The organism is Halobacillus litoralis (assembly GCF_020524085.2).
Taxonomy (GTDB): Bacteria; Bacillota; Bacilli; order Bacillales; family Halobacillaceae; genus Halobacillus; species Halobacillus litoralis_E.
This window is the reverse complement of record NZ_CP129016.1, coordinates 2,917,266-2,942,723: the sequence shown is the minus strand read 5'-3', so window position 1 is coordinate 2,942,723 and position 25,458 is coordinate 2,917,266. Positions and strand designations below refer to the sequence as shown.

Here is a 25,458-nt window from a genome sequence, read left to right as displayed (position 1 = left end):
TCATGGCTAGAGTTTTGAGTGTAGATGATTGCATGGACATGCATCTAACTCTGAAGAATATAAGGGAGAACGGACAACATGTACTCAGGGGGCATGAGTAAATGGTCTTACCGGCCTTTCAATGTTGTACAAAAGACTTCACCGTCTAACCCCATTATGGTGAAACTCGTGTCCTGGATGCCCTAGAATCTTGTGTTGAACTGATATTAAGGACAGAGTAGAAAGAGTGAATCGTTATGTTTTGGTTAATTGCAAGTACCATTGTCGCTGCTGGTATGGCCACAGCGATGATTTTCGTCCGATTGAGAGCGGCAAAAAAACCGGCAAGTGTAAAAAAGATCATTCTGCCACCTTTCATGATGAGCACAGGAGCTCTTATGTTTGTGTTTCCGGTGTTCCGAGTAGAATGGACCCAGGTGATTGAAGCCATGCTCATTGGAGTTATTTTTTCCATCTTTCTCATTCGTACTTCTAAATTTGAAGTGAGGGATGGAGATATCTATTTGAAACCATCAAGGGCCTTTGTCTTTGTCCTTTTTGGACTCCTGATTTTGAGAATCGTTTTCAAGCTCATGATCGGACAGCATGTTTCCCTTGGGGAGACGAGTGGAATGTTCTTTTTGCTCGCTTTCGGGATGATCATGACATGGCGGATCGCCATGTTGAAACAATACTTACATTTAGAAAAAAAGTTGGAATTAAAAAAGGACCTGGCTTTAGCCGGGTCCTTTTTAACGTTCAATAAGTGGGTCGTAAGGGCTCATGTCTATTTTTTTCTCTTCTAACTTTTTGACGAGAAACTTATGGTCCCGCTTTGGGGTCGCACGTATGTAGCCCTCAATCAAAATCTCCTGTGTGATTATCTTTTTCTTCTTTTGAAGGGCAATTTCTCCGATGCGTCCTGCGATCTTCTGTCTTGCTACATCCCGAAACAGTTCAGGAACGGGAGAGATCAACTCCTCCAGTAGGTCTTTTTGCTCTGAGGACCACATGTGTTTTGTCTTGTCCACGTAATATTCTTCCCAATCAATGATCGATTTCCCGTCCTCCTTTGGAAGACGCTTCAGGAATTTGCGGAACATAAAAAAACCGCCAATGCTCATCAGACCAACCATGATGATAATCCACCCGACGATAAATAGGGCAAATCCACCTGACATAATATCACCTGTTTCATTATCTTAGACTTATCTAATTTCATTATAAAAGGTTGGTCCTTTAAATACAAGCATGCGTTTTTGTAGGCTTTTGTATAAAAATTATCGAATTCAGAAAAATTTGTGGTCATTCATTTTACTTATAAATCGTTTTCATTTACAATAAGGATTGCAGATTTGTGAACTTGTTTTATACAAAGGGAACAAATGTAAGAAATTGGGGAATGGTGAAACCTTAAAAAGGGTCACTATTTGAATATTGATGAGGGGGTAAAAGGAATATGGCTAGCAATGCTTTTAATGCTCGCAAACAATTTGAACTCAATGGCCAAACGTACAACTATTACGATTTGAAAGCCTTAGAAGATGCGGGACATGGTAAGATTTCCCGTCTACCTTTCTCCATCCGTATCCTACTAGAATCTCTTTTACGTCAACACGACGGACGAGTCATCAGTGATGATCATGTCGAGAGTCTAGCAAACTGGGGAACTGAAAAGTCAAAAGGGGAAGATGTACCGTTTAAACCTTCCCGCGTTATCCTGCAAGACTTCACCGGCGTACCTGCCGTGGTCGATCTGGCATCTCTTAGAAAAGCGATGGTGGATATGGGAGGAAGCCCTGACAAAATCAACCCGGAAGTTCCTGTTGATCTTGTTATTGACCACTCTGTACAAGTAGACAAGTATGGTACTCCTGATGCCTTGAATGTGAACATGGAGCTTGAATTCGAACGAAATGAAGAGCGTTATGAATTCCTGCACTGGGCTCAAAAAGCGTTCGATAACTATCGTGCAGTTCCACCTGCAACAGGTATCGTTCACCAGGTAAACCTTGAATACATCGCAAATGTCGTTCACGCGAAAGAAAACGAGAACGGCTCTTATGATACTTATCCTGATACACTTGTCGGAACCGACTCACATACTACGATGATCAATGGTCTTGGTGTCCTGGGTTGGGGTGTTGGTGGTATTGAAGCTGAAGCTGGAATGCTTGGTCAGCCGTCTTACTTCCCAGCTCCTGAAGTTATTGGGGTGAAGCTGAATGGTAGCTTCCCACAAGGAACAACAGCTACTGACTTAGCACTGAAAGTCACTCAAAAGCTGCGTGAACAAAACGTAGTTGGTAAATTCGTTGAATTCTTCGGCCCGGGACTGCAGGAAATGCCTTTGGCTGATCGTGCGACGATTTCAAACATGGCTCCTGAATATGGTGCGACATGTGGTTTCTTCCCGGTTGATGGAGAGTCTCTTGAATACCTTCGTCTTACAGGCCGCAGCGAAGAGCAAATTAAGCTTGTAGAAGAATACTGCAAGAAGAACAGCCTGTGGTATGATCCGTCCTTCGAGGATCCGGAATTTACGTCACTGGTTGAAATCGATCTCGGTGAATTGGAGCCGAACTTGTCCGGACCAAAACGTCCTCAAGACTTAATTCCTCTTTCTCAAATGAAGCAATCATTTGAAAAGGCAATTACAGGTCCAGCAGGCAACCACGGTTTTGGCCTAGATAAATCGGAGTTCGATAAGGAAGTTGAAGTGCAGTTTGATAATGGCGACAAGTCCATCATGAAGACTGGTGCTCTTGCGATTGCTGCCATCACTTCTTGTACAAACACATCCAACCCTCACGTTATGCTTGGAGCTGGTCTTGTCGCTAAGAAAGCGATTGAAAAAGGATTACAGGTTCCAGACTATGTGAAGACATCATTAGCACCGGGATCCAAGGTTGTTACTCGATATCTTGAAGATTCAGGGCTGATGACTTATCTTAACGATCTAGGATTCAACCTCGTTGGATATGGATGTACGACATGTATCGGTAACTCAGGTCCATTACTGCCTGAAATTGAAAAAGCGATTGCTGACAGTGATTTGACAGCTTCTTCTGTCTTGTCTGGTAACCGTAACTTTGAAGGACGTATCCACCCTCTAGTAAAAGCCAACTACCTGGCATCTCCGCCATTAGTTGTCGCTTATGCACTTGCGGGAACTGTGGATATCGATCTGAAAAATGAACCGATTGGAAAAGACAGTGAAGGAAACAACGTTTATTTCAATGATATTTGGCCTTCCCAAGAAGAGATCAAATCAGAAATTTCCCGTGTTGTCACTCCAGAAATTTTCCGTAAAGAGTATGAAAATGTATTCAACTCGAACGAAAAATGGAACGAAATCGAAACAACGGATGAACCATTGTATGACTGGAATGACAAATCCACATACATTCAGAATCCTCCGTTCTTCGAAGGGCTTTCCGGTGAACCTGAAACGGTTAAACCATTGGAAGGGATGCGCGTCATCGGTAAATTCGGTGATTCCGTAACAACGGACCACATTTCTCCAGCAGGTGCGATTCCGAAAGATATGCCTGCAGGGGAGTACTTGCAAGACAATGGCGTAAGCCCACGTAACTTCAACTCCTACGGCTCTCGTCGAGGTAACCATGAAGTTATGATGCGTGGTACGTTTGCAAATATTCGTATCCGTAACCAGTTGGCTCCAGGTACAGAAGGTGGTTTCACTACGTACTGGCCGACAGAAGAAGTGATGCCGATCTATACAGCGGCTATGAAGTACCAGCAAGACCAGACTCCATTGATGGTCATTGCTGGTAATGACTACGGTATGGGAAGCTCCCGTGACTGGGCTGCCAAGGGTACGGATCTTCTTGGAATTAAGACGGTCATCGCGGAAAGCTTCGAGCGTATCCACCGTTCAAACCTTGTCATGATGGGAGTTCTTCCATTACAGTTTAAGCCAGAAGATAGCATCGAGTCCCTTGGTTTGACAGGCCGTGAAACTTTCGATGTAAAAGTCGGTGAAGATGTTAAACCACGTGACCTTGTCAAAGTGACTGCTACAGATGAAGACGGCAATAAGAAAGAATTTGAAGTCATCGCCCGCTTTGACAGTGAAGTGGAAGTCGATTACTACCGCCACGGTGGTATTCTACAAATGGTTCTGCGTAACAAATTGAACTAAGTTTCTTTCTAAAGATCGCCCTTAAATGGGCGATCTTTTTATTCTTCTCAAGACGATACGGACAATGATTGAACAAGTACAAAACTAACTGGTAAATGGATCAATGTTATATACCCAATTACTCTCTCTTAAAACTTAGTAGCAACTCCGAAATATAATGAAAAATCAAAACAAATCCATAACGATTCTCTTACATTTTCGGATAAAGCTTTACAAGCATAAATGGTTTTCTTTATTCTTATACATAAAACAGTAACGTTTGGATCATGGACGGAGGCTATCATTATGAAACAATGGTTAGCAACAGCTTTCCTGGTTATACTTTTAGGTCTCGTTATTTTTACAACCTTTTCTGAAGAAGATGAGAAGAAGCAACAAAAATCTTCTGCAAATCAGGAAATAGGGATGGTTGCACCGAATGCCCCCGATGGCTTACAAGTAGGGGAGCAGGCCCCGGATTTCAGCCTAGAAACGGTAAACGGTGAAACCGTTAAGCTTTCTGATTATCGTGGGAAAAAAGTTTTCCTCAATTATTGGGCCACGTGGTGTCCACCATGCCGTGAAGAAATGCCTGAAATGCAGAAGTTCCATGAAAAATATGGAGATGACGTAGTCGTTTTGGCTGTTAACGGAACGGGCACAGAGAAAAAGAGGGAAGATGTTGACCGTTTCGTCAATGAGGGAGGGTACACATTTCCCATTCTGCTGGACAAGGAGCTTGAAATTAATCAGACATACCAGATTCTATCCATCCCTACGACTTATTTCATAGGTTCGGATGGTATCATTCAGGAGCCAAGAATCGTTGGTCCGATGACCTATGAAATGATGGAAAAGAAGAAAGATGCGCTGAAATAGGAATATTTTAATCAATTCATGGAAATCCTACCTATAAAAGGAGAGATATCCATGAGAAAACATAAAAGCATATCTTTTGAAGAACGTGTGAAAGAAAATATTCGTTCCATCAAAGCTGATCAAAAGCTATTGGACCAGATCGATGAACGGATTGAGAAGCGTCATAATGAGCGTATGAAGCAAATCCCATCGTAACCGGGGTTTGTTTTTATACATAGTGTAAACCATTAAGGAAGGAGCATGCTCCTTCCTTTTTCTATTCATAATTCGTCTTCTTCCAGGGAAAAGTAAAGGATGACTCATCAAGGGTCCATTGACATTTACAGGAGGGAAACGAACATGTCCCACAAGCAACAGCATATGGCGAACCAGAAACCTAACCCTGACAATCGAGCAGATAACGTCGATCGTCTCCAAGAAAAAGTCACGGATACAATTGAAAACATTGAAGCTTCCCATGATGCTATGCAGTTTGCATCTGAAGAAGAAAAGAGAAATATCGAAAAGAAAAATAAACGAAGAAACCAATCGTTAGAAGCCATGCGTGATGAAATCAAGGACGAAGCCCGTCATCAACAATATTAACGTGCTGATCAACCGCTTCTCTTTAGAGGAGCGGTTTTTTCTCTATTCCGTATAGGTTTAAGGCATCTTCATCTACATTAAATCTTGACTATGATAAAATGGATATCGGCGATAGAAAAGGAAGTGATGAAGATGTTAGACCAACTGAAACAGTGGAATAGTTTAGAACAACAGCCTCCGATTTCCGAAATGGAGGCTTTACGATATATGGACCAAACGGATGGGGAGCAGGAGAAAGAAGCTAAGGCTCTGCTTTATGTCACTCTAGCCTACCATCGGATTAAAAGACACCCGGGGAATGACCCTCTTGCAGAGCAGTTCATTGATGAGGCACGGGTTCTCAATCCTTCTCACCCCTTAGTAGCGGCATTGTATGAGTCTCAACAGTTGATGCAGGCCTATACACTTTTGAAAAAAACACCTCTTGATCAGTGGATCCTACATGAAACGGATCATGATTCAGCAAAAGCCAAAAAAGCGAAAGCCATTTATTCTGATGTCTGTGATTTAAAGGAGCAGTGGGACGATGATCTAGCCAAAAAGACAATCATTGACGCCTCCAGCCGTTTGACTTTGTATCAGGATGTCTATGAGGAACTGTCTGATTTGGAACAGATGCTGGAAGAAGCCATCAATTCCATTGAAAATAGACGTATTCGAGTTCCTGTAAAAGAAATCAACGATCGTACAAGACGCCTTTCGGATAATCAGGATGAGATATACAAACGAATGCCAAGTTTTTTAACTGATCAATCCATTCAAAATCCATTGGAAGCCTTCGATCAAATGGTAGGATTGCATGATGTTAAAACGTATATTCGACGGTATTATCACTTTTTAAGATACCAACAGCAAAGAAAGAACTATGGTTTTTCCATGGTAGATGAACCCGGGTTACATATGATCATTACTGGAAATCCCGGAACGGGAAAAACAACCATTGCCCGGCTACTTGCTAATATTTACCATGAGCTTGGAATACTGGATACAAAAGAAGTGGTGGAAGTGAATCGGTCTCACCTTGTCGGATCTTATTTAGGCCAAAGTGAAGAGAATACGATGAACTACGTCAAACAAGCGATCGGTGGTGTTTTGTTCATCGACGAAGCATACAGCCTGAAAAGGGAAGGTCAAACAGGAAATGATTATGGACAAGCGGTCATTGACACCCTTGTATCTGCGATGACGAGCAAAGAATATGGAGGGAAGTTCGCCGTCATTCTGGCTGGTTATCCAGAAGAAATGCGCCAGTTTTTATGGTCAAACCCGGGCCTCAGAAGTCGTTTTCCTGAACAAAATCATATTGAACTTCCTGATTATCACATGGATGAATTGTTGACGATTGCTGAGCAGACGGCCACCGACAATGATTTCTTTTTCACAAGAGCTGCATTGAACGAATTTACTTCGCTCATTGATCAAGAGCGTGTGGATGACTCATTCGGTAATGCACGCACGGTCAAGAATTTAGTGTTAAAGACTATATTCCAAAAAGGAGCGAAGGAAGCAGAGCAGGATAAGCATCATTGGCTGGATCATATGAGGATATCTACGGAAGATCTTGCATGGGAGAAAGAAACAGATGAAGACGAGCGTTCACCGATGCAACGTCTGGATGAACTGATCGGTTTGTCTAATGTCAAAGAAGAAGTGAAAAAACTGTCTTCCTTCGTTCAAGCCCAGCAAAAAAGGAAAGAGAAAGGGTATCCTGTCGTCCCTATTCAATTACACTCCGTATTCTCAGGAAACCCCGGAACCGGAAAGACAACAGTTGCAGAAATCTATGCAGATGTCTTGAAAGAATGTGGGTTGCTAAAGAGAGGTCATACCGTAGTCGTCTCAAGGAGCGATCTTGTCGCGGGGTATGTAGGACAGACGGCCATCAAAACAAAACGGAAGATCCGGGAAGCTCTCGGTGGTGTCTTGTTTATTGATGAAGCCTATTCGTTGTACAACGGAGGTAGAGATGATTTTGGTAAGGAAGCTATTGAAACACTCGTCGACGAAATGACCAAACACAATGAAAACCTTGTTGTTGTCCTAGCTGGTTATCAACGCGAAATGGAGCAGTTGGTGGAGAGCAACCCAGGGTTGGCTTCGAGGTTTAAGAAATATTTCCACTTCCCGGATTATACAGAGGAAGAGCTGATTGCCATGACTCACTATCAGGCAAAACAATTCGGGTATCATTTTAATGAATGGGCAGAATCATTCCTTTTAGAAAAATACACGGAGCACAAAGTTCGGGGGAACGGACGCTTCATCAATAACCTTGTGAACGAAGCGATTCAATTCCAGGCGATTCGCATTATGGAAGATGAAGCGGAAGACATGAATGAACTTGAACTCGTCGATTTAGAAAAAGCATGGCAGATGGTGCGAAGGGAGTCTTCTTAATGAAAGTGGTAGAAACACCAATTCAAGTAAGGTATCAGGAAACGGATATGATGGGCGTCGTTTACCATGCCAACTATCTAGTGTGGTTTGAGATTGGACGAACATCTTTCATTGAAAATCTTGGATTTAAGTATTCTGAAATCGAAAAGCAGGGGGTTGTTTCTCCTGTCATTGATGCTCAGATGAGTTTTAAAAAACCTGTGAAATACGGTGACGATGTCCATGTACGGACGTGGGTGGAAAGTTATGATGGTCTCCGTGTTTCCTACGGCTATGAAGTAGCGTTCAGAAACGGTGATGTAGCAGTTACTGGTGTAACGAAACATGTCATCGTGAAAAAAGATAACTTCAAACCTGTATCCATCAGGCGTAGCTTTCCAGAATGGCATGAAGCCTATTTGGCTGCCATGGAGCCTGAATCCTAATGGCTTTTGGTGTGAAAAAGGCGGAACTAAAGGATTGGAAAGCGAAAGTAAAGCAAGGGGAAATTGCTATTTTGACTCATTTCTGGTTGGATGACCGTTTCCCGGGGTGCGATACAGTCACAAAAGTCGGTTGTTCTGATCTCAACAAATTGCAGGCGTGGGGTAAACAATACGGTTTAGAGCCGGGGTGGATTCATAACGATCCACATTTCCCTCATTTTGATTTATTTGGTGACCGTCAGCTGCATATATTGAAAGAAGAAGGGTATTGGGAGCAAATTCATCGCTTCCAATTACACAAAAAATAAGACGCCATATCGGCGTCTTATTTTTTGTATTCAAATGACGGCTCATTCCATTTTTCGTCGAGCGTAACTTCCAATGAATGTTCATCAAAATACCACTCATCGTCCGCTTCAATGAAGAAATGAATGGGGCCGGTTGTCGTTTCTGCAATTGGTTCTTCAGGATCCTCTAGTTTGATGGCAAGAGAAAATCCAGGTTGAAGTCCGCCAACGCCGCCATAACGGACGTAAAATCTTAAGTCGACGTTCCCATCAATATCAAGTTCCTCTTCATACCATTTCGCTGCTTCTTCTGTTACTGTTAAGTTCATTAGATCAACTCCTGTAATGGGGTGCGTGTTTGTCTCTTTCCTCTGTCGTCGTTTTATAAACCTATTTTTCAGGAGAAGACGGATCAGAGCTATCGTTCGATTGCTTCATGGGTACAGGGTCAAATCCTCCTGGATGGAAAGGATGGCACTTGAGAATTCTTTTGACAGTCAAATAACTGCCTTTGAAAAAACCGAAACGGCGAAAAGCCTCCAACCCGTATTCTGAACAAGTGGGTTGAAACCTGCAAGATGGTGGAAAAAAAGGACTGATGCCCTTGCGGTAAAATTGAATCAAGGCAATCATGATTTGCTTCATCAGCTTTTTTACTCAGCTTCCTTTTTCTTATCATAACTGAGGGTCGCCACCGCATCATGCAGGTGAATGGATTCTTCATTGCGGCACTTCACTGTGAATGCTTCTATGAAGGAATACTCATAAAGATCGGCAGCAACTAGTCTTACGATATCCTCGACAAATCGAGGGTTCTCATAGGCTTGTTCTGTTACCATCTTTTCATCTGGACGTTTTAATACCGGGTGGATGCGGGCGCTGGCATTACTTTCTGCTGCTTCAAGAAGCACTGCTTTCCAATCAATTTCCTGCTCGTCAAAATCATCCGTCAATTTCACACTCATGGTTACGTTTCCGCGTTGGTTGTGCGCACTATATTCACTAATTTCCTTGGAACAAGGACAAAGCGTCGTGATTTTCCCAGTAAGAGTAACGGTCACATCATGTCCCGTTTTTTTATCATATTCGACCCGGATGGTTGCATCCGCATGGTTCATTCCTGTAAGGCCAGAGTATGGACCTTTTCGTTCAAAAAACCACGGGAATGTCACTTCCACTTCCGCATCTGATTGCTTGAGGCGGCCGGCCAGCTCTTCGGTGAATTGTTTTAGTGTGACAATGTCAACGGCGAATCCCTCATTGTGGTATTTATCGAGCTGCTCCGTGAAGCGACTCATATTCGTCCCTTTGCTCCCTTGAGCAATGGAGGACCCGAATGAAAAGGTTCCGATGGTTGTCTGGATCTCTGGCGTCATCTTGCTGGGAATACGGATGGGGTGCTTAACACTGGAAATCCCCACCATATCAATCTCAAATAAAAAGTCTTTTTTTGAGTTTTGAAGATCAGCCATTTGGTCCTTTTCCATAGGCTTTGTTCGTGGACCCGGCTCCACAGAGCCGAATAATTTATGGCGTTCTTTTTTGGATGGTAGTTGTTTGTTTTGGTTCAAATCAGTCTTATTCATAACAAAGACTCCTTTCAGGCCTTCTTTCTATGTCAAAGTATACAATATGTATTTCTGATTATACAATGGATTGCTTGATGAGTGTGCATTTATAGAATACACCATAAAAGAAAGCCTATCCTTCTATAGGATAGACTATCTCCGCAATCGTTACCCTTTCAAGCTTGAATAGTTTTTACATCCATGTGATTTTTGGCTCTGTTTTATTCATGATCCTCTTTATGTTGGCACGGTGGCGATAGATCACGAAGATGGTAAACAAGGAAAGGATGATGGTCAAACCGTACTCCTTTACGACTAAAGTCGCGACAATGCCAACAATCCCGCTTACCATAGAAGATAAGGAGACGTATTTACTTAAATATAGGACAATGAAAAAAGACAATAAGAGGATAGCAAAAATGAGTGGGTTGACACCCAGGATCACACCTCCGGATGTAGCGACAGCTTTTCCACCTTTAAAGCCCGCAAATACAGGGTACATGTGACCTACAACCGCAAAAATACCTATAACTAGAGGAACGACTTCAGCTCCCATAAAATAAGGAAGGGCGGCGGCTAATGTCCCTTTCAAAATATCAGCGACAGTAACGATCAAACCTGCTTTGATCCCCAATACTCGGAATGTGTTCGTACCTCCAAGGTTTCCACTTCCATGTTCGCGAATATCCGTATCGTAACCGATTTTACCTACAATTAACCCTGAAGGGATGGATCCGAGGAGATAGGCAACGAGGATATAGAGTACATATTCCAATAAGTTCAACTCCTTCTGCACTTTCTACTATTTTATCATGGGCTTCATAGATAAAGAACTCTTATTTCATAAGGCAGCTTCTCTATTATATCAATTTAGTACCAGGTATCAAGTTGTTTTGATAGTGTAGGATAAATCTCACGATATACCGTTGGCAAAATAGCGCGGAAATAAGAGGCAGGAGAATTGCAAAATGTTTCAGATTGTGGAAATGTGGTTATAGAAATAGGTCTTTTATTTTTTGTTTAGGGGGAAAACGATGATCACGTTCACAGATGTAACGAAGACGTACCCAGATGGAACGACAGCGTTGAAGAACATAAACTTAGAAGTGCAAGAAGGAGAATTGCTTGCGCTGATCGGTCCAAGCGGTTGTGGGAAAACAACCACCATGAAAATGATTAACCGTCTGATTCATCCGACGGAAGGGACTATTACCATACATAATAAGGATATTAGAGAATATAACATTCACGAACTACGCTGGAATATCGGCTATGTGTTACAGGAAATTGCTCTCTTCCCCCATATGACGGTAGAAGAGAACATATCCGTTGTACCGGAAATGAAAAAGTGGAAGAAAAAGGATTTATCAAAACGGATTGATGAATTGATGAATATGGTTGGACTGAATCCGGAAAAGCACCGCAAAAGAAAACCAAGTGAACTGTCCGGCGGTCAGCAGCAACGGGTCGGAGTCATAAGGGCATTAGCCGCAGACCCGGACATAATTCTAATGGATGAACCATTCAGTGCCCTCGATCCAATCAGCAGGGAACAGTTGCAAACCGATATCCGTCAATTACAGAAGGAAATCAAGAAAACGATTGTCTTCGTCACCCACGATATGGACGAAGCCCTCGCACTTGGCGATCGTGTCTGCCTAATGAAAGCAGGGGAAATTGTCCAGTTGGATACACCACAAAACCTCATATTGAATCCATCCAATACGTTTGTTGAAGATTTTATTGGAGGAAGAAAAACTCCTTGGCAGACAGCCGTTGATGTCATCATGAATCATGCCGAAAAGCGTGTCGTATCAGAAGAAGAATATAAAAAAGGTCATGTCGTCCTGGATGGTCCTTTTGCCCTTAAAAATCACGATGGGACGTATCAGGGGATGATTGAGGATGGAAATCAGGTGCAAGCGCCTCCGTTATCCAATGATATGATTTTGAGAGACGCGGTTCGAATCTTTGAAGAGGGTCACTCCTCGATCCTACCAGTCGTAAAAGGTGACCAATTGATCGGTACCTTATCCTACAGGGATATTGTCCTCTACCTTAGAGAGCAGTCACGTAAAAAGGAAGAGGAGGTAGAAAATAAATGAGTGAGTTTTTAGATGTTTTTAACCAACGACAGGGCATTCTATTAGAGAAAATATGGGAACACCTACAAATATCCATTATTGCATTAGTAATTGCTACATTGATCTCCGTCCCTCTTGGATTATGGCTGACAAGAAAGCAGAGAGTTGCAGAACCAATTATCGGTATGACGGCCGTTCTGCAGACGATTCCAAGCCTTGCGGTACTGGCATTTCTCATTCCGTTTTTCGGTATTGGTCAAACACCAGCTATCATCGCCCTTGCTGCCTACGGGCTGCTTCCTATCCTTAGAAATACATATACAGGAATCAAGGAAGTTGACCCAGCTTTAAAGGAAGCGGCGACAGGGATGGGCATGAAATCATTCAGACGTCTTTCCAAGATTGAACTACCGATCGCCATGCCTGTCATTATGGCTGGAATACGCACATCCATGGTACTGATCGTAGGGACGACTACCATTGCTGCCCTTATTGGTGCAGGAGGACTTGGTGACTTAATTCTGCTCGGTTTGGATAGAGGAGGAGATGCCAACCTTATCTTGCTCGGAGCCATTCCGGCTGCATTACTAGCCATTATTTTGGATCTTATTCTACGTCTATTTGAGCGAACGTCAGCCAAATCCGGCTTCCGTTCCCTCGTCAGTTTATTAGTGATTGCAGCATTGATTGCTGTTGGTCCATTAGCGTTCGGTGGAAAAGTGAAGAATGACTTAACACTTGGAGCTAAGCTTGGATCGGAGCCTGCTATTCTCATTAACATGTATAAGCTTTTAATAGAAGAAGAAACAGACTTGAGTGTAGGTCTTAAACCGAACTTAGGAAAAACGGATTTGGTTTTTAGTGCCTTGGAAGAAGGAAGTATCGATATTTATCCGGAATTCACAGGAACTGCTATCGTTTCTCTCTTAGGAGAGGAAGCGAACAGTAATGAACCACAAGAAGTATACGAACAGGCAAAAGAAGGTATGGCAGAAACCTATGATATGGCCTTTTTACAACCGATGCAGTTCAACAATACCTATGCTGTAGCGACTACACAAGAGCTTGCAGAGCAGTACGGTTTGGAAACGATCGGGGATCTGAAACCCGTTGAAGATCAAATTACAGCTGGTTTCACACTCGAATTCAATGATCGTCAGGACGGTTATCAGGGCATGAAAAAAAATATATAACTTGAACCTTGGAGAAGTCCGTACGATGGACCCTGGCTTGAGGCAGGGAGCTATTGAAAGTGGAGAAGTTGACATCATCGACGCTTATGCTACAGCTAGTTATATGGTTGACCTCAATTTGAAAGTATTAGAAGATCCGGAAAATCTTTTCCCACCTTACCAGGGCGCACCATTGATGAGGCAGGAAACCTTAGATCAATACCCAGAGCTTGAAGATGTCCTGAATCAATTGGGAGGAAAGATTACTGGTGATAAAATGAGGGAAATGAACTACCAGGTTGATTTTGAAGACCGCGATCCTGAAGAAGTGGCAAGAGAATATTTAGTCAATGAAGGATTAATCGACGAATAGGAGGTTTGAAGATGACTTTTGAAAATCCGTCCAATGCAGAAATTCGAGACCTATTGGCCCAATCGAAGACAATCGCTGTCGTAGGACTTTCCGATAAACCTCACCGCACGTCCTATCAAGTGAGTGAGGCGATGCAAAATGCAGGGTATAAGATCATCCCGGTGAACCCTCAAATTACGGAGTCCCTTGGGGAAAAAGCAGTGGCGAGTCTTCATGATATCCATGAACCTATAGATATTATCAATGTCTTTCGACGATCCGAACATCTACCGCAAATTGCAAAGGAATCGAAAAATATTGAAGCTAAAGCCTTTTGGGCTCAACAAGGGGTGTATTCTGAAGAAGCGGATCACATCCTAAAAGGCGATTCAAAGCTTGTCATCATGGACTCTTGCATTAAGGTCGCCCATGCGATTTACAGGTAAAAAAATCAGGTGGAAAATGAAAAAATCCCTGTTCATTCAGGGGTTTTTTCATGTTTTTTGGAAGATTTATGTTTGCGAAACCTTATAAAATCGCTACAATATAACAAGCGACGTTTTTTTGTTAGAGACATCGAACAGCTCTAAAAAACAGAAATGGTCCTTTTCTTAGAAAGACTTTTTTTATTTGGAGAGCTAATGTTTAACAGAGCGGTTGTCTAAGAAACAATAAGAAATGTAAGCGAAATCAAACGGGATGCTTCTATGATCCCATCTCTTGTGCAGGGTTCTTCGGCCTTTCCTAGATCATAAGCCAATCAATGGAGTGGAAGTGAGAGACTCCACACCGTTGATTGACTTATGTCGTGAGTGTTGAAGTACCTGGAGTTGCACTCATCGTTTACATAATCGAACGTTTGTTCTATTATTGATGTAGCAGTGTGTTAGAGAAAGGAGCCGATGGTAAATTGTCGAGTCAAAATCAAACGTATTCAGATGATTCTATTCAAGTGCTGGAGGGATTGGAGGCCGTTCGGAAAAGACCGGGGATGTATATTGGATCCACGGATCATAGAGGTCTGCACCATCTCGTTCACGAAATTGTAGATAACGCGATCGATGAGGCGTTATCTGGATTCGGCGAAAAAATGACTGTCACGCTCCATAAGGATGGTAGTGTATCGGTTCAGGATGAAGCGCGAGGAATGCCTACGGGGATGCACAAAACAGGTAAACCGACACCAGAGGTCATTTTGACCGTCCTTCACGCAGGAGGAAAGTTCGGTCAAGGAGGCTATAAATCCTCAGGTGGTTTGCATGGTGTAGGAGCATCTGTTGTGAATGCTCTCTCCGAATGGCTGGAAGTACACATCTGCAGAGATGGCGAGAAATTTTATCAAAGATTTGAGAATGGAGGCGTCCCTGTTACTTCCCTAGAAAATAAAGGGGCGACACGTAAAACAGGGACCACGATCCGTTTCAAACCGGACGCTTCTATTTTTTCAATAACCAAATTTAATTTCGAAACCTTATCCGAACGTTTACGAGAAGCAGCCTTTTTGTTGAAAGGATTCCGTATTGTCCTCGTGGATGAACGAAAAGAAACGGTCAAGGAAGAATATCAATATGATGACGGGCTGGTCTCATTCGTCGAATATTTAAATGAAGAAAAAGATACATTGCATTCCGTCGTCTCTTTCGAGGGAAGTCATAGTGGAATTGAAGCGGATTTTGCTTTTCAATTCAATGACGGGTTTGCAGAGAACATCTTATCCTTTGTCAATAATGTACGGACGAAAGATGGAGGAACCCATGAATCCGGAGCTAAAACGGCTATCACTAGGGTCTTCAATGACTATGCAAGACGAGCCCAACTTCTGAAGGATAAAGACAAGAATTTAGAAGGCAACGATATCAGAGAAGGATTTACCGCAGTTATATCGGTAAGGATTCCAGAAGAACTCCTTCAATTTGAAGGACAAACCAAGAGTAAACTTGGCACATCTGAAGCTCGTTCCGCCGTTGATGGCATCGTCGCTGAGCAGTTGTCCTATTTCCTTGAAGAGAATCCGGATGTCGCTTCGATGCTCATTAAAAAAGCAATCAAAGCAAAAGAAGCGAGAGAAGCCGCACGGAAAGCGAGAGAAGATGCTCGTTCAGGGAAGAAAAAGAAACGGAAAGATACGCTTTTAAGCGGGAAGCTCACTCCAGCTCAATCCAAAAATGCTAAGAAAAACGAGTTGTATCTTGTGGAGGGTGACTCAGCCGGCGGATCAGCTAAACAGGGGCGTGACCGGAAATTCCAGGCCGTTCTTCCTTTACGGGGAAAAGTGATCAATACAGAGAAAGCGAAAATCGCAGATATTTTCAAAAATGAAGAAATTTCCACGATTATTCATACCATTGGCGCTGGAGTCGGTGGGGACTTTACGCTCGAAGACTGTAACTATGATAAAATCGTCATCATGACCGATGCAGATACCGATGGGGCACATATTCAGGTGCTTTTATTAACCTTCTTTTTCCGATACATGCGACCGCTTGTAGAAGCAGGAAAAGTCTTCATAGCTCTCCCACCCCTTTATAAAGTTTCAAAAGGAAAAGGGAAGAAAGAAAAAGTCGAATATGCGTGGGACGAAGAAGGCATGCAGAAGGTCTTGAAGGAATTTAAAAACGGTTATTCGATCCAACGATACAAAGGTTTAGGTGAAATGAATGCCGATCAGCTTTGGGAAACGACGATGAACCCTGAATCACGCACATTGATCCGCGTAACGATTGACGATATCGCCCGTGCCGAACGCAGGGTGACGACGTTGATGGGAGATAAGGTTGAACCTCGCCGTAAATGGATTGAATCCCATGTCGCTTTTGGTCTTGAAGATGAAGCGAGCATACTAGAAAACGATAAAATACAGACGTAAAAGGGGGACCTTCTGTTGGCAGAGGCAGAGAAGTTTTTAGATTTACCATTAGAAGAAGTTCTCGGAGACCGCTTCGGGAGATATAGTAAATACATCATCCATGAACGCGCCCTCCCTGATGCCAGGGACGGCCTGAAGCCTGTACAGCGACGTATCCTTTATGCGATGCACCAGGAAAAAAACACCCACGACAAAGCTTACCGGAAATCCGCGAAAACGGTTGGTACCGTTATCGGTAACTATCACCCCCACGGGGATACATCCGTTTACGATGCGATGGTTCGGTTAAGCCAAACGTGGAAAGTGAGAAAATCCTTAGTAGAAATGCACGGAAATAACGGAAGTGTCGATGGTGATCCGCCTGCGGCGATGCGTTATACAGAAGCAAGACTTTCCGCTATTTCATCTGAACTGCTCAGGGATATTGAAAAACAGACGGTGGAGTTTATTCCGAACTTTGACGATACAATCGATGAACCGACCGTTCTCCCTGCGAAGTTTCCAAATCTTCTTGTTAACGGATCTACGGGGATATCCGCAGGTTATGCGACAGAAATCCCTTCCCACAACCTCGGAGAAGTGATAGATGCGGTAATCATGAAGATCGATAAACCTCAAGCGACTGTACCTGAGCTGATGACCAAATTGAAAGGTCCGGATTTCCCAACAGGCGGAATCATCCAGGGGATTGATGGTATTCAGAAAGCCTATGAAACAGGAAGAGGGAAAATCGTCCTGCGTGGACGTGCAGAAATCCAAGAGCAGCGCGGAGGACGTGAACAAATCGTCATTGACGAAATTCCTTTTGAAGTGAATAAGGCAAGCATGGTCAAACGAATGGATGAACTGAGAATCGATAAAAAAGTAGAAGGAATCGCTGAAGTCCGTGATGAGACGGACCGTACCGGCCTGCGGGTCGTCATTGATCTGAAAAAGGATGCGAATAGTGAAGGTGTTCTCAATTATCTTTACAAACATACAGACCTTCAGATCTCTTACAACTTCAACATGGTCGCCATTCACGAACGCACGCCTAGCCTTATGAGTCTTCCGATGATGCTTGATGCTTATATCAAGCACCAGAAAGAAGTAGTCACAAGACAATCGATCTATGATTTGAATAAGGCGAAGTCTCGTGCTCATATTGTGGAAGGCCTGATCAAAGCAATTTCTATTTTGGATGATGTTATCGCAACAATTCGCAGCTCCAAAGACAAAGCGGATGCAAAGAAACAGCTCATCGCAAGCTATGATTTCACAGAAGAACAATCAGAGGCGATCGTCACCTTGCAGCTGTATCGCTTGACGAATACAGATATTACAGCCTTGCAAAAAGAAGCGGATGAACTGAAAAAGCAAATCGAGTACTTAGAAAAACTTTTATCCAGTGAACATGAGATGATGAAGGTCATTAAATCCGATCTCCGTTCTATGAAAAAGCAATACAATGATGAGCGATTGACTAAGATTGAGGAAAAAGTAGAAGAGTTGAAAGTAGACCTTGAAGTCACAGTCGCGAGTGAAGATGTTCTTGTGTCCGTGACGAAAGATGGGTATATCAAGAGGACAAGCCTTCGTTCCTATGCGGCATCAAATGGAGAAGATTTTGCATTGAAAGACGGCGACCACCTGTTAGGTCTATTTGAAATCAATACGACGGATACCATTTTACTCTTTACGAACCTCGGTAAATATTTGTTCTTACCTGTTCATAAACTGCCGGATATCCGGTGGAAGGATCTTGGGCAGTACATTTCAAACATCGTTCAGGTGGACAAAGAAGAATATATCGTCGAAGCCATTCCTGTTCGGGACTTCACATCAGAGGAATACCTCATTTTCTTCACGAAGAACGGAATGGTGAAGAAGAGCGATTTGCAGCTCTATCAAGCGCAGCGGCATTCCAAGGCCCTCGTTGCTATCAATCTGAAAAATGATGATGAAGTAGTGGATGTCCACAAAACGGATGGCAAGGCGGATTTGTTTATTGCTACGAAGAAAGCTTATGGCCTTTGGTATCATGAAGAAGAAGTGAACACCGTCGGTCAGCGAGCAGCAGGTGTCAAAGCGATCAACCTGAAAGAAGACGATGAAGTTGTGTCTGGACAGTTGTTTAGAGCGTCCGAGGACCCTTCCATTCTTCTGACCACTCACCGTGCGGCGGTGAAGCGCATGCGGTTGAAAGAGTTTGAACGAACCACCCGGGCAAAACGCGGGGTGCTCATGTTAAGAGAGTTGAAGAAGAATCCACATCAATTGGTGGATGTACACCTTGTGAATAGAGATGACCAAGTGATGATCATGACAGCAAAACAAGAAACCATCGTCGTCAACACGATGGATTTTAAAGCAAATGATCGTTACAGCAACGGCTCTTATGTCCTGGATACAGAAGAAAAAGGACAAGCGGAAGAGGCTTGGATCAAGCCGGTCTACCGTGTTCCGTTTGAAACAGAATCCGATACCTAATGATGTGCAAAGCCCTCTGTGTTCAGAGGGCTTTTTTATGTGGAAGTAAAAGTGCCCTCCTCCCTCTACCTTGATCGGATTTGTTTATGAAAACTCTAGACCAGTAACTGATAGGTTGAACAGGGTGTATGGATGTGCATTTGAAGTCATTCTTTAGACCGTTGTATTTTCAGAAAAATGTGATAAAATGAGTGTATATTCAGCAGATGGGAGTTGATGTATGAGCGATTTGCGAGAAAAAATCATCCAGACATCTTTAGAGTTGTTCGACCGCCATGGTTTTCACGGCGTTTCAGTAAAGCAGATTGTACAGCAAACCAACACATCAAAAGGCGGCTTCTATCATCACTTTCAGTCAAAGGATGAACTTCTATTCGTTATTCACGACACGTTTATTACATATGTATTGAAGGAAGCACAGGCCGCTAACGTTACTCATTCTTCTCCTATACCAAAAGTACAGGCGATCATTCAATCGTTTGTCCAAGTGTTCGACTTGTACAAACCACATATCTCGGTGTTTTATCAGGAAAGCCTGTATTTGAAACCAGCGTATGAGGAAGAGATCAAAGGAAAGCGCGATGAATTCAAACGCATGGTGTTCAATGTCATTGCGGAAGGCCAAGAGTCTGGCCACTTCCGAAGAGAACTTCCGCTTGAGATCACCGGCATGGCAATCTTAGGTATGGTCAACTGGATTTATAAATGGTACCGGAGGGATGGGACTTACACCATCGATCAAATTGCAGAGGTTTTTACTGATCTGGTGCTGCACTTTTTGCTTCCAGGTAAAGAAGACAGTGAATACTTCAGCCATATGTTAAAAGTTCCTTTTTTTTATGAAAGTGAGTAAACGCTTTCATTATATTTATCATTACAACAGACCAACCAGTCGGTCTTTATTTCCCTAAGGAGGAATCATATGAACTTCGATTTAACGAAAGAGCAGGAAATGACAAGGAAGATGGTCCGTGATTTTTCAGAGGATGTGATCGCCCCTCGAGCAGTGGACATCGATATTAACAGTGAATTCCCGAAGGATATCTTCGATGAAATGGGTAAGCTTGGACTTTTAGGTATCCCGTTCCCTGAAGAGTATGGCGGTTCAGGGGGAGATACGGTCAGTTATGCTCTTGCTGTGGAAGAGATTGGTCGTGTTTGTGGTTCGACAGGCCTCAGTTACGCAGCCGCTGTTTCTCTAGGAGCAAGCCCCATCTATTATTTCGGGACAGAAGAACAAAAACAAGAATTTCTAACCCCGCTTGCTAAAGGTGAAGGATTGGCTTCTTTTGGATTGACCGAACCGAATGCCGGTTCAGATGCAGGAGGAACGAAGACGCGTGCCGAATTGAAAGGTGACCACTATGTGATCAATGGTGAAAAGTGCTGGATTACAAATGCTGAATATGCGAGGTCCATCACAGTCACGGCAGTTTCAGGAAAACGCGAAGACGGGAAAAATATCATTTCTGCTTTCATCGTTCCGAAAGATACACCAGGCATGAAGATTACAAGTCCTTATGACAAAATGGGTGTTCGTGGATCGAACACTTCTGAAATTATTTTAGAAGATGTAAAAGTACCGAAAGAAAATATTCTCGGTGATCCAGAAAAAGGGTTCAAGCAATTCCTTTATACATTGGATGGTGGGAGGATTTCTATCGCTGCCCTGGCAGTAGGAATCGCGCAAGCCTCATTGGACCGTGCACTCGCCTATGCGAAAGAACGGAAGCAATTCGGTCAGCCGATAACAAAATTCCAGGCCATTCAGTTTAAGTTGGCCGATATGGCAATGGAAGTGGAACTTGCTCGTAACATGGTTCTAAAAGCAGCATGGTTGAAAGATCAAGGGAGAAATTTCACGAAAGAATCGGCATATGCGAAACTTTTTGCTTCAGAGACGGCTTTCCGATCTGCGAATCAGGCCATTCAAATTCATGGTGGTTATGGATATATGAGAGAGTACGAAGTTGAACGTTTTCTCCGTGATGCGAAACTCCTGGAGATTGGTGAAGGAACATCTGAAATCCAGCGCTTGGTCATTGCCCGTCAGTTAGGTTGTTAAAAATTATAAAGGAGGAAATGATATGTCCCTACTAGAACAGACGGTTGGTGAATTACTAGAACAGCAGGCAAAAGCCCATCCCGATCATGAGGCGTTCGTTTATCCTGAGAAAGGCCTTAGAAAAACCTATGCTGAATTCAACGACATGACGGATGAATTAGCTAAGGGATTCATGGCTCTTGGAATTGAAAAAGGAGAGCATGTCGCCATATGGTCTGATAACAAGCCGGAATGGTTACAATCCCAATTTGCTTCCGGAAAAATGGGTGGCGTGCTCGTCACCGTCAACACGAACTATCGTGCTCAGGAGCTAGAATATCTATTAAAACAATCAGATGCGTCCACATTGGTTCTTGCTGAGGATTTCAAAGGAACCTCTTATATTGATATTTTGAAAGAAATCTGTCCGGAGCTTGAAACTTCTGAAAAAGGAGATCTTCAAAGTGATCGTTTGCCATTTTTAAAGAATGTCGTCGTCTTGAGTGACAAGTCCTATCGGGGCTGTTATTCATGGCAGGATATCCTTGATATGGCGATGACCGTAACTGATGATGAACTGAAAGAGCGGAAAGAAACCCTCCATCATCGTGATGTGATCAACATGCAGTACACATCAGGAACGACAGGTTTTCCAAAAGGAGTCATGTTAAGTCATTATAATATCGTGAACAACGGAAACCAGGTAGCGGATTGTATGCGCCTGACAGAAGAAGACCGCCTCTGTATACCAGTGCCATTTTTCCACTGTTTCGGATGTGTTTTAGGTACGATGGCTGCCGTTTCCAAAGGGACCACGATGGTCATTCTGGAACAGTTTGATCCGAAAAAAGTGCTGCAGGCTGTGAAAGAAGAAAATTGCACAGCATTGCATGGAGTGCCTACCATGTTCATTGCCGAATTGAACCATCCTGAATACGAAGACTTGAAGCCGACGACCTTACGAACAGGAATCATGGCGGGATCCACATGTCCAATGGAAGTCATGAAGAGTGTGATTGAAGATATGGGAGCGGAAGAAATCACGATTGCCTATGGTCAGACGGAGTCTTCCCCTGTCATTACGCAGACGAAAGCTGATGATCCGATCGATTTAAGAGTAAGCAGTGTCGGCCAGGCTCATCCGAATGTCGAAGTGAAAATCATTGAGCCCGCTACAGGTGAGGAAGTCGACACAGGGGTTCCTAGTGAACTTTGTACGAGAGGCTACCTTGTTATGGAAGGGTATTACAAAAACGAGGAAGCAACGATGACTGCGATCGATCCAGATGGCTGGCTTCATACGGGAGATATTGCAGTCATGGATGAAAACGGATACATCGAAATCACCGGTAGAATTAAAGACATGATTATTCGTGGTGGCGAAAACGTCTATCCGAGAGAAATTGAAGAATTTTTGTATCAGCATCCGGACATTCTCGATGTGCAAGTGGTCGGAGTCCCCGATGAGAAGTATGGGGAAGAGATCATGGCATGGATTATTCCGAAAGAAGGCAAGCAATTAAATGAAAGCGATATCAGGGAATTCAGTCAAGGTAAAATTTCGAAACATAAAATCCCTCGTTATATAAGCTTTACCGATGAATACCCAATGACAGCGAGCGGAAAAATCCAGAAATTCAGACTTCGGGAACACGCGCTTGAAATGATGAACCTAAAATCCTAATAGAGAGGTGATCACTGTTGTTTCAAAAAATCCTAATTGCCAACCGGGGAGAAATTGCTTCCCGAATTATTCGGACATGTCAAAGGCTGAACATCCAAACAGTCGCTGTCTATTCGGAAGCGGATCAACACGCCCCTTATGTACAAATGGCGGATGAGAGTCAGCTCATTGGTAAGCCACGTGTCAACGAATCGTACTTAAATATCGATAAGATTTTACAAGTAGCCAAAGACTCTGGAGCGGAAGCGATTCATCCGGGCTATGGCCTTTTGAGCGAAAATGCGGAGTTTGCAAGGAGAACCGAAGGAGCAGGCCTAACGTTTATCGGGCCGAGTGCGGATGTTATTGCGAAAATGGGAGATAAGATTGCCGCGAGAGCGGAAATGAAGGCGGCCGGCGTTCCAATCATCCCCTGGAACGGAAGATGCAGTGGCTAACACAGAAGATGCCAAGAAAATTGCTGGTGAATTTGGTTATCCGGTCATGTTGAAAGCAGCAGCGGGCGGCGGTGGCATCGGCATGCAGGCGGTCTATAACGATGAAGAACTTGAAAAAGCGTTTGAAGGCAACTCCAAACGTGCCCAGGCCTTTTTTGGGGACGGGAAAATGTTCATTGAGAAATTGATCGAACATCCGCGTCATATCGAAATTCAAGTGTTAGCGGATCGTCACGGAAATGCTGTTCATTTATTTGAAAGAGAGTGCTCCATCCAACGCAGGCACCAAAAAGTTGTCGAAGAAGCTCCATCACACCAGTTCTATCTGAAGTAACTCGAGAAAAAATGGGAGAAAGCGCGCTTAAAGCGGTATCTTCCCTCGGCTATTCCAATGCCGGTACGATTGAGTTTCTAGTTGATGATGAAGAGAATTTTTATTTCCTTGAAATGAATACACGCTTACAAGTCGAGCACCCTGTAACGGAACAGATCACAGGAATCGACCTAGTCGAACAACAGTTGCGGGTAGCGGATGGTGAAAAATTATCGCTTAGTCAGAAGGATTTGACCATCAATGGACACGCGATCGAAGTGAGAATCTATGCGGAGGATCCCAATACTTTCTATCCTTCACCATGAAAATTGACGAAAATGGTCCTTCCTGAAGGTCCTGGTGTCCGCCATGAGTTAGCGGTAGAAGGGGATTCACAAGTGACACCGTTCTATGATCCTATGATTGCTAAACTCGTCGTGCATGGAGAGAATCGCGAGGACGCCATAGAACGACTGACAAAAGCTCTTAAAGAATATGAAATTGAAGGTATCAAATGTAACCTGACGATGCTGAAGAGCGTCGTCACCCATGAGAAGTTCAAAGAAGGCAAAACAAAAACCACATTCGTAGAAAACTATTATCTACCAACATTGACGAATCATTAAGGAGGAACAATCATGACAGAAATCAAAGCATCCATGGCAGGAAGTGTATGGAAAATTGTTGCAAACCAAGGGGACCAAGTGAACGATGGGGAGGATATCGCCATCCTAGAATCTATGAAAATGGAGATTCCAATCCCTGCAGAAACATCTGGAACAGTCAAAGAGTTGAAAGTGAGTGAAGGGGATTTCGTCAACGAAGGGGACGTCATCGCAATCATCGAATAAACAGGAGGTTCTTATGTTGGAATGGCCTGAAAAAGTCACCATTAAAGAAGTCGGTCCGCGTGATGGCTTGCAGAATGAACCTGTAGAAGTGCCGCTTCAAGATAAGGTTGCCTGGATCGACCTTTTGTCAGAAGCGGGATATTCGTACATCGAATTTAGTTCATTCGTCCATCCGAAGTGGATCCCACAGTTGAAAGATGCAAAAGAAGTGGCAGAGATGATCTCCCGAAAAAAAGGGATCACCTATGCCGCTCTCGTCCCTAACCGGCGAGGGCTAGAAGCAGCGATCGATACGGACGTGAATGAAGTTTCTGTATTCATGTCCGCTTCCGATACGCATAACAAAAAAAATATCAACAAGTCTATTGAAGAAACGTATCCGGTTCTGAAAGAAGTTGTCCAAGAAGCAAAATTAGAAGGTAAGAGTGTTAGAGGTTATGTCTCTACGGTTTTTGGATGTCCTTATGAAGGAGCCATTGCTACAGACCAGGTCGCGCGGGTAAGTGAGCGTCTACTGGACATGGGCATTGACGAGCTCTCTTTAGGAGATACGATTGGTGTAGCAAATCCAAGACAAGTGGATCAAGCGCTTTCCGAATGGAAACAATGGCTGCCTTTCGATAAGCTTGCCATGCATTTTCACAATACCAGAGGGATGGCCTTATCCAACGTTCTTGTCTCCATGCAGCATAACATCACCACTTTTGATGCGGCCCTGGGAGGGCTCGGCGGCTGTCCTTATGCCAAAGGAGCTTCCGGAAACTTAGCAACCGACGATCTTGTGCACATGCTCCATCAAATGGGTATTGAAACAGGGATCGACGAAGAAAAACTGAAGGAAGCGGCCGTTTATATCCAGCGCGTCCTGAATAAGGCATTGCCAAGTCATCAAATGCAAGTGGTAAACAAAGAAAGGGTGTAA

At 43.5% G+C, this 25,458-nt stretch carries 22 protein-coding genes and 2 pseudogenes; 19 read left to right on the top strand and 5 right to left on the bottom strand.

Features of this window, described 5'->3' with window-relative positions; genetic code table 11:
• The first annotated feature begins 236 nt into the window (after positions 1-236).
• A complete protein-coding gene (locus LC065_RS15075; RefSeq protein ID WP_306163530.1) occupies positions 237-785 on the top strand; it encodes a CcdC family protein in 549 nt (182 codons plus the stop codon).
• Here the strand turns inward: LC065_RS15075 and LC065_RS15070 are convergent.
• Positions 732-1,160 (bottom strand): DUF2621 domain-containing protein, encoded by a 429-nt coding sequence (locus LC065_RS15070; protein WP_264187704.1) that lies wholly within the window; start codon positions 1,158-1,160, stop codon positions 732-734. The two genes, LC065_RS15075 and LC065_RS15070, sit on opposite strands and share 54 nt — an antisense overlap.
• Before the next feature lie 278 nt (positions 1,161-1,438).
• On the opposite strand from LC065_RS15070, the gene acnA reads away from it, so the two are divergent.
• The 7 genes from acnA (at position 1,439) to LC065_RS15035 (ending at position 8,717) form a co-directional block, all read left to right on the top strand.
• On the top strand, positions 1,439-4,144 hold the full coding sequence (acnA, locus tag LC065_RS15065; RefSeq protein ID WP_226589560.1) for an aconitate hydratase AcnA: 2,706 nt from the start codon (positions 1,439-1,441) through the stop codon (positions 4,142-4,144).
• A 285-nt stretch (positions 4,145-4,429) separates the two neighbouring features.
• Positions 4,430-5,002, top strand: a complete 573-nt coding sequence (locus LC065_RS15060; protein WP_226589563.1) for a TlpA family protein disulfide reductase — start codon at positions 4,430-4,432, stop codon at positions 5,000-5,002.
• A gap of 51 nt (positions 5,003-5,053) precedes the next feature.
• On the top strand, positions 5,054-5,197 hold the full coding sequence (locus tag LC065_RS15055; RefSeq protein ID WP_160912244.1) for an FbpB family small basic protein: 144 nt from the start codon (positions 5,054-5,056) through the stop codon (positions 5,195-5,197).
• Positions 5,198-5,341: 144 nt separating this feature from the next.
• Positions 5,342-5,587 (top strand): small acid-soluble spore protein Tlp, encoded by a 246-nt coding sequence (gene tlp / locus LC065_RS15050; RefSeq protein WP_371933347.1) that lies wholly within the window; start codon positions 5,342-5,344, stop codon positions 5,585-5,587.
• A gap of 132 nt (positions 5,588-5,719) precedes the next feature.
• On the top strand, positions 5,720-7,984 hold the full coding sequence (locus tag LC065_RS15045; RefSeq protein ID WP_226589565.1) for an AAA family ATPase: 2,265 nt from the start codon (positions 5,720-5,722) through the stop codon (positions 7,982-7,984).
• Positions 7,984-8,409, top strand: coding sequence for an acyl-CoA thioesterase (locus tag LC065_RS15040; protein ID WP_226589568.1), 426 nt, complete (start codon positions 7,984-7,986; stop codon positions 8,407-8,409). Before LC065_RS15045 ends, LC065_RS15040 begins: the two co-directional genes overlap by 1 nt.
• Positions 8,409-8,717, top strand: coding sequence for a hypothetical protein (locus LC065_RS15035; protein ID WP_226589571.1), 309 nt, complete (start codon positions 8,409-8,411; stop codon positions 8,715-8,717). Before LC065_RS15040 ends, LC065_RS15035 begins: the two co-directional genes overlap by 1 nt.
• 17 nt (positions 8,718-8,734) lie before the next feature.
• On the opposite strand, the gene LC065_RS15030 is transcribed toward LC065_RS15035, so the two are convergent.
• The 4 genes from LC065_RS15030 to plsY form a co-directional block, all read right to left on the bottom strand.
• The gene (locus LC065_RS15030) at positions 8,735-9,025 is read right to left on the bottom strand and encodes a HesB/YadR/YfhF family protein (RefSeq protein WP_146816278.1); all 291 of its coding nucleotides are present in this window, start codon (positions 9,023-9,025) and stop codon (positions 8,735-8,737) included.
• Between the two features lie 61 nt (positions 9,026-9,086).
• A complete protein-coding gene (yidD, locus tag LC065_RS15025; RefSeq protein WP_226589574.1) occupies positions 9,087-9,341 on the bottom strand; it encodes a membrane protein insertion efficiency factor YidD in 255 nt (84 codons plus the stop codon).
• A gap of 8 nt (positions 9,342-9,349) precedes the next feature.
• Positions 9,350-10,282: a GTP cyclohydrolase FolE2 gene (gene folE2 / locus LC065_RS15020; RefSeq protein WP_226589578.1), complete on the bottom strand. Its 933-nt coding sequence runs from the start codon at positions 10,280-10,282 to the stop codon at positions 9,350-9,352.
• 175 nt (positions 10,283-10,457) lie between these two features.
• A complete protein-coding gene (gene plsY / locus LC065_RS15015) occupies positions 10,458-11,039 on the bottom strand; it encodes a glycerol-3-phosphate 1-O-acyltransferase PlsY (RefSeq protein WP_226589581.1) in 582 nt (193 codons plus the stop codon).
• A 259-nt stretch (positions 11,040-11,298) separates the two neighbouring features.
• On the opposite strand from plsY, the gene LC065_RS15010 reads away from it, so the two are divergent.
• From LC065_RS15010 to LC065_RS14960, 11 genes and pseudogenes are all read left to right on the top strand, one after another.
• Positions 11,299-12,369 carry an ABC transporter ATP-binding protein gene (locus LC065_RS15010; protein ID WP_226589584.1) on the top strand — a complete coding sequence of 357 codons (1,071 nt, stop codon included), beginning with the start codon at positions 11,299-11,301 and terminating at the stop codon, positions 12,367-12,369.
• A pseudogene (locus tag LC065_RS15005) lies at positions 12,366-13,893 on the top strand (ABC transporter permease/substrate-binding protein). The gene LC065_RS15010 and the pseudogene LC065_RS15005 overlap by 4 nt, the downstream one beginning before the upstream one ends.
• Positions 13,894-13,904: 11 nt before the next feature.
• Positions 13,905-14,318 carry a CoA-binding protein gene (locus tag LC065_RS15000; RefSeq protein ID WP_306163529.1) on the top strand — a complete coding sequence of 138 codons (414 nt, stop codon included), beginning with the start codon at positions 13,905-13,907 and terminating at the stop codon, positions 14,316-14,318.
• A gap of 464 nt (positions 14,319-14,782) precedes the next feature.
• A complete protein-coding gene (gene parE, locus LC065_RS14995) occupies positions 14,783-16,738 on the top strand; it encodes a DNA topoisomerase IV subunit B (protein ID WP_226589591.1) in 1,956 nt (651 codons plus the stop codon).
• 15 nt (positions 16,739-16,753) lie between these two features.
• A complete protein-coding gene (gene parC, locus LC065_RS14990; RefSeq protein ID WP_306163528.1) occupies positions 16,754-19,207 on the top strand; it encodes a DNA topoisomerase IV subunit A in 2,454 nt (817 codons plus the stop codon).
• A gap of 220 nt (positions 19,208-19,427) precedes the next feature.
• Positions 19,428-20,060 (top strand): TetR/AcrR family transcriptional regulator, encoded by a 633-nt coding sequence (locus tag LC065_RS14985; protein WP_226589595.1) that lies wholly within the window; start codon positions 19,428-19,430, stop codon positions 20,058-20,060.
• Between the two features lie 69 nt (positions 20,061-20,129).
• Complete coding sequence (locus tag LC065_RS14980) at positions 20,130-21,272, top strand: acyl-CoA dehydrogenase (RefSeq protein WP_226589597.1); 1,143 nt, start codon at positions 20,130-20,132, stop codon at positions 21,270-21,272.
• 22 nt (positions 21,273-21,294) lie between these two features.
• On the top strand, positions 21,295-22,935 hold the full coding sequence (locus LC065_RS14975) for an AMP-binding protein (protein WP_306163527.1): 1,641 nt from the start codon (positions 21,295-21,297) through the stop codon (positions 22,933-22,935).
• A 17-nt stretch (positions 22,936-22,952) separates the two neighbouring features.
• A pseudogene (locus LC065_RS14970) lies at positions 22,953-24,311 on the top strand (acetyl-CoA carboxylase biotin carboxylase subunit).
• A gap of 12 nt (positions 24,312-24,323) precedes the next feature.
• Positions 24,324-24,536, top strand: a complete 213-nt coding sequence (locus tag LC065_RS14965; protein WP_146816252.1) for an acetyl-CoA carboxylase biotin carboxyl carrier protein subunit — start codon at positions 24,324-24,326, stop codon at positions 24,534-24,536.
• Positions 24,537-24,549: 13 nt separating this feature from the next.
• The gene (locus tag LC065_RS14960) at positions 24,550-25,458 is read left to right on the top strand and encodes a hydroxymethylglutaryl-CoA lyase (RefSeq protein WP_226589604.1); all 909 of its coding nucleotides are present in this window, start codon (positions 24,550-24,552) and stop codon (positions 25,456-25,458) included.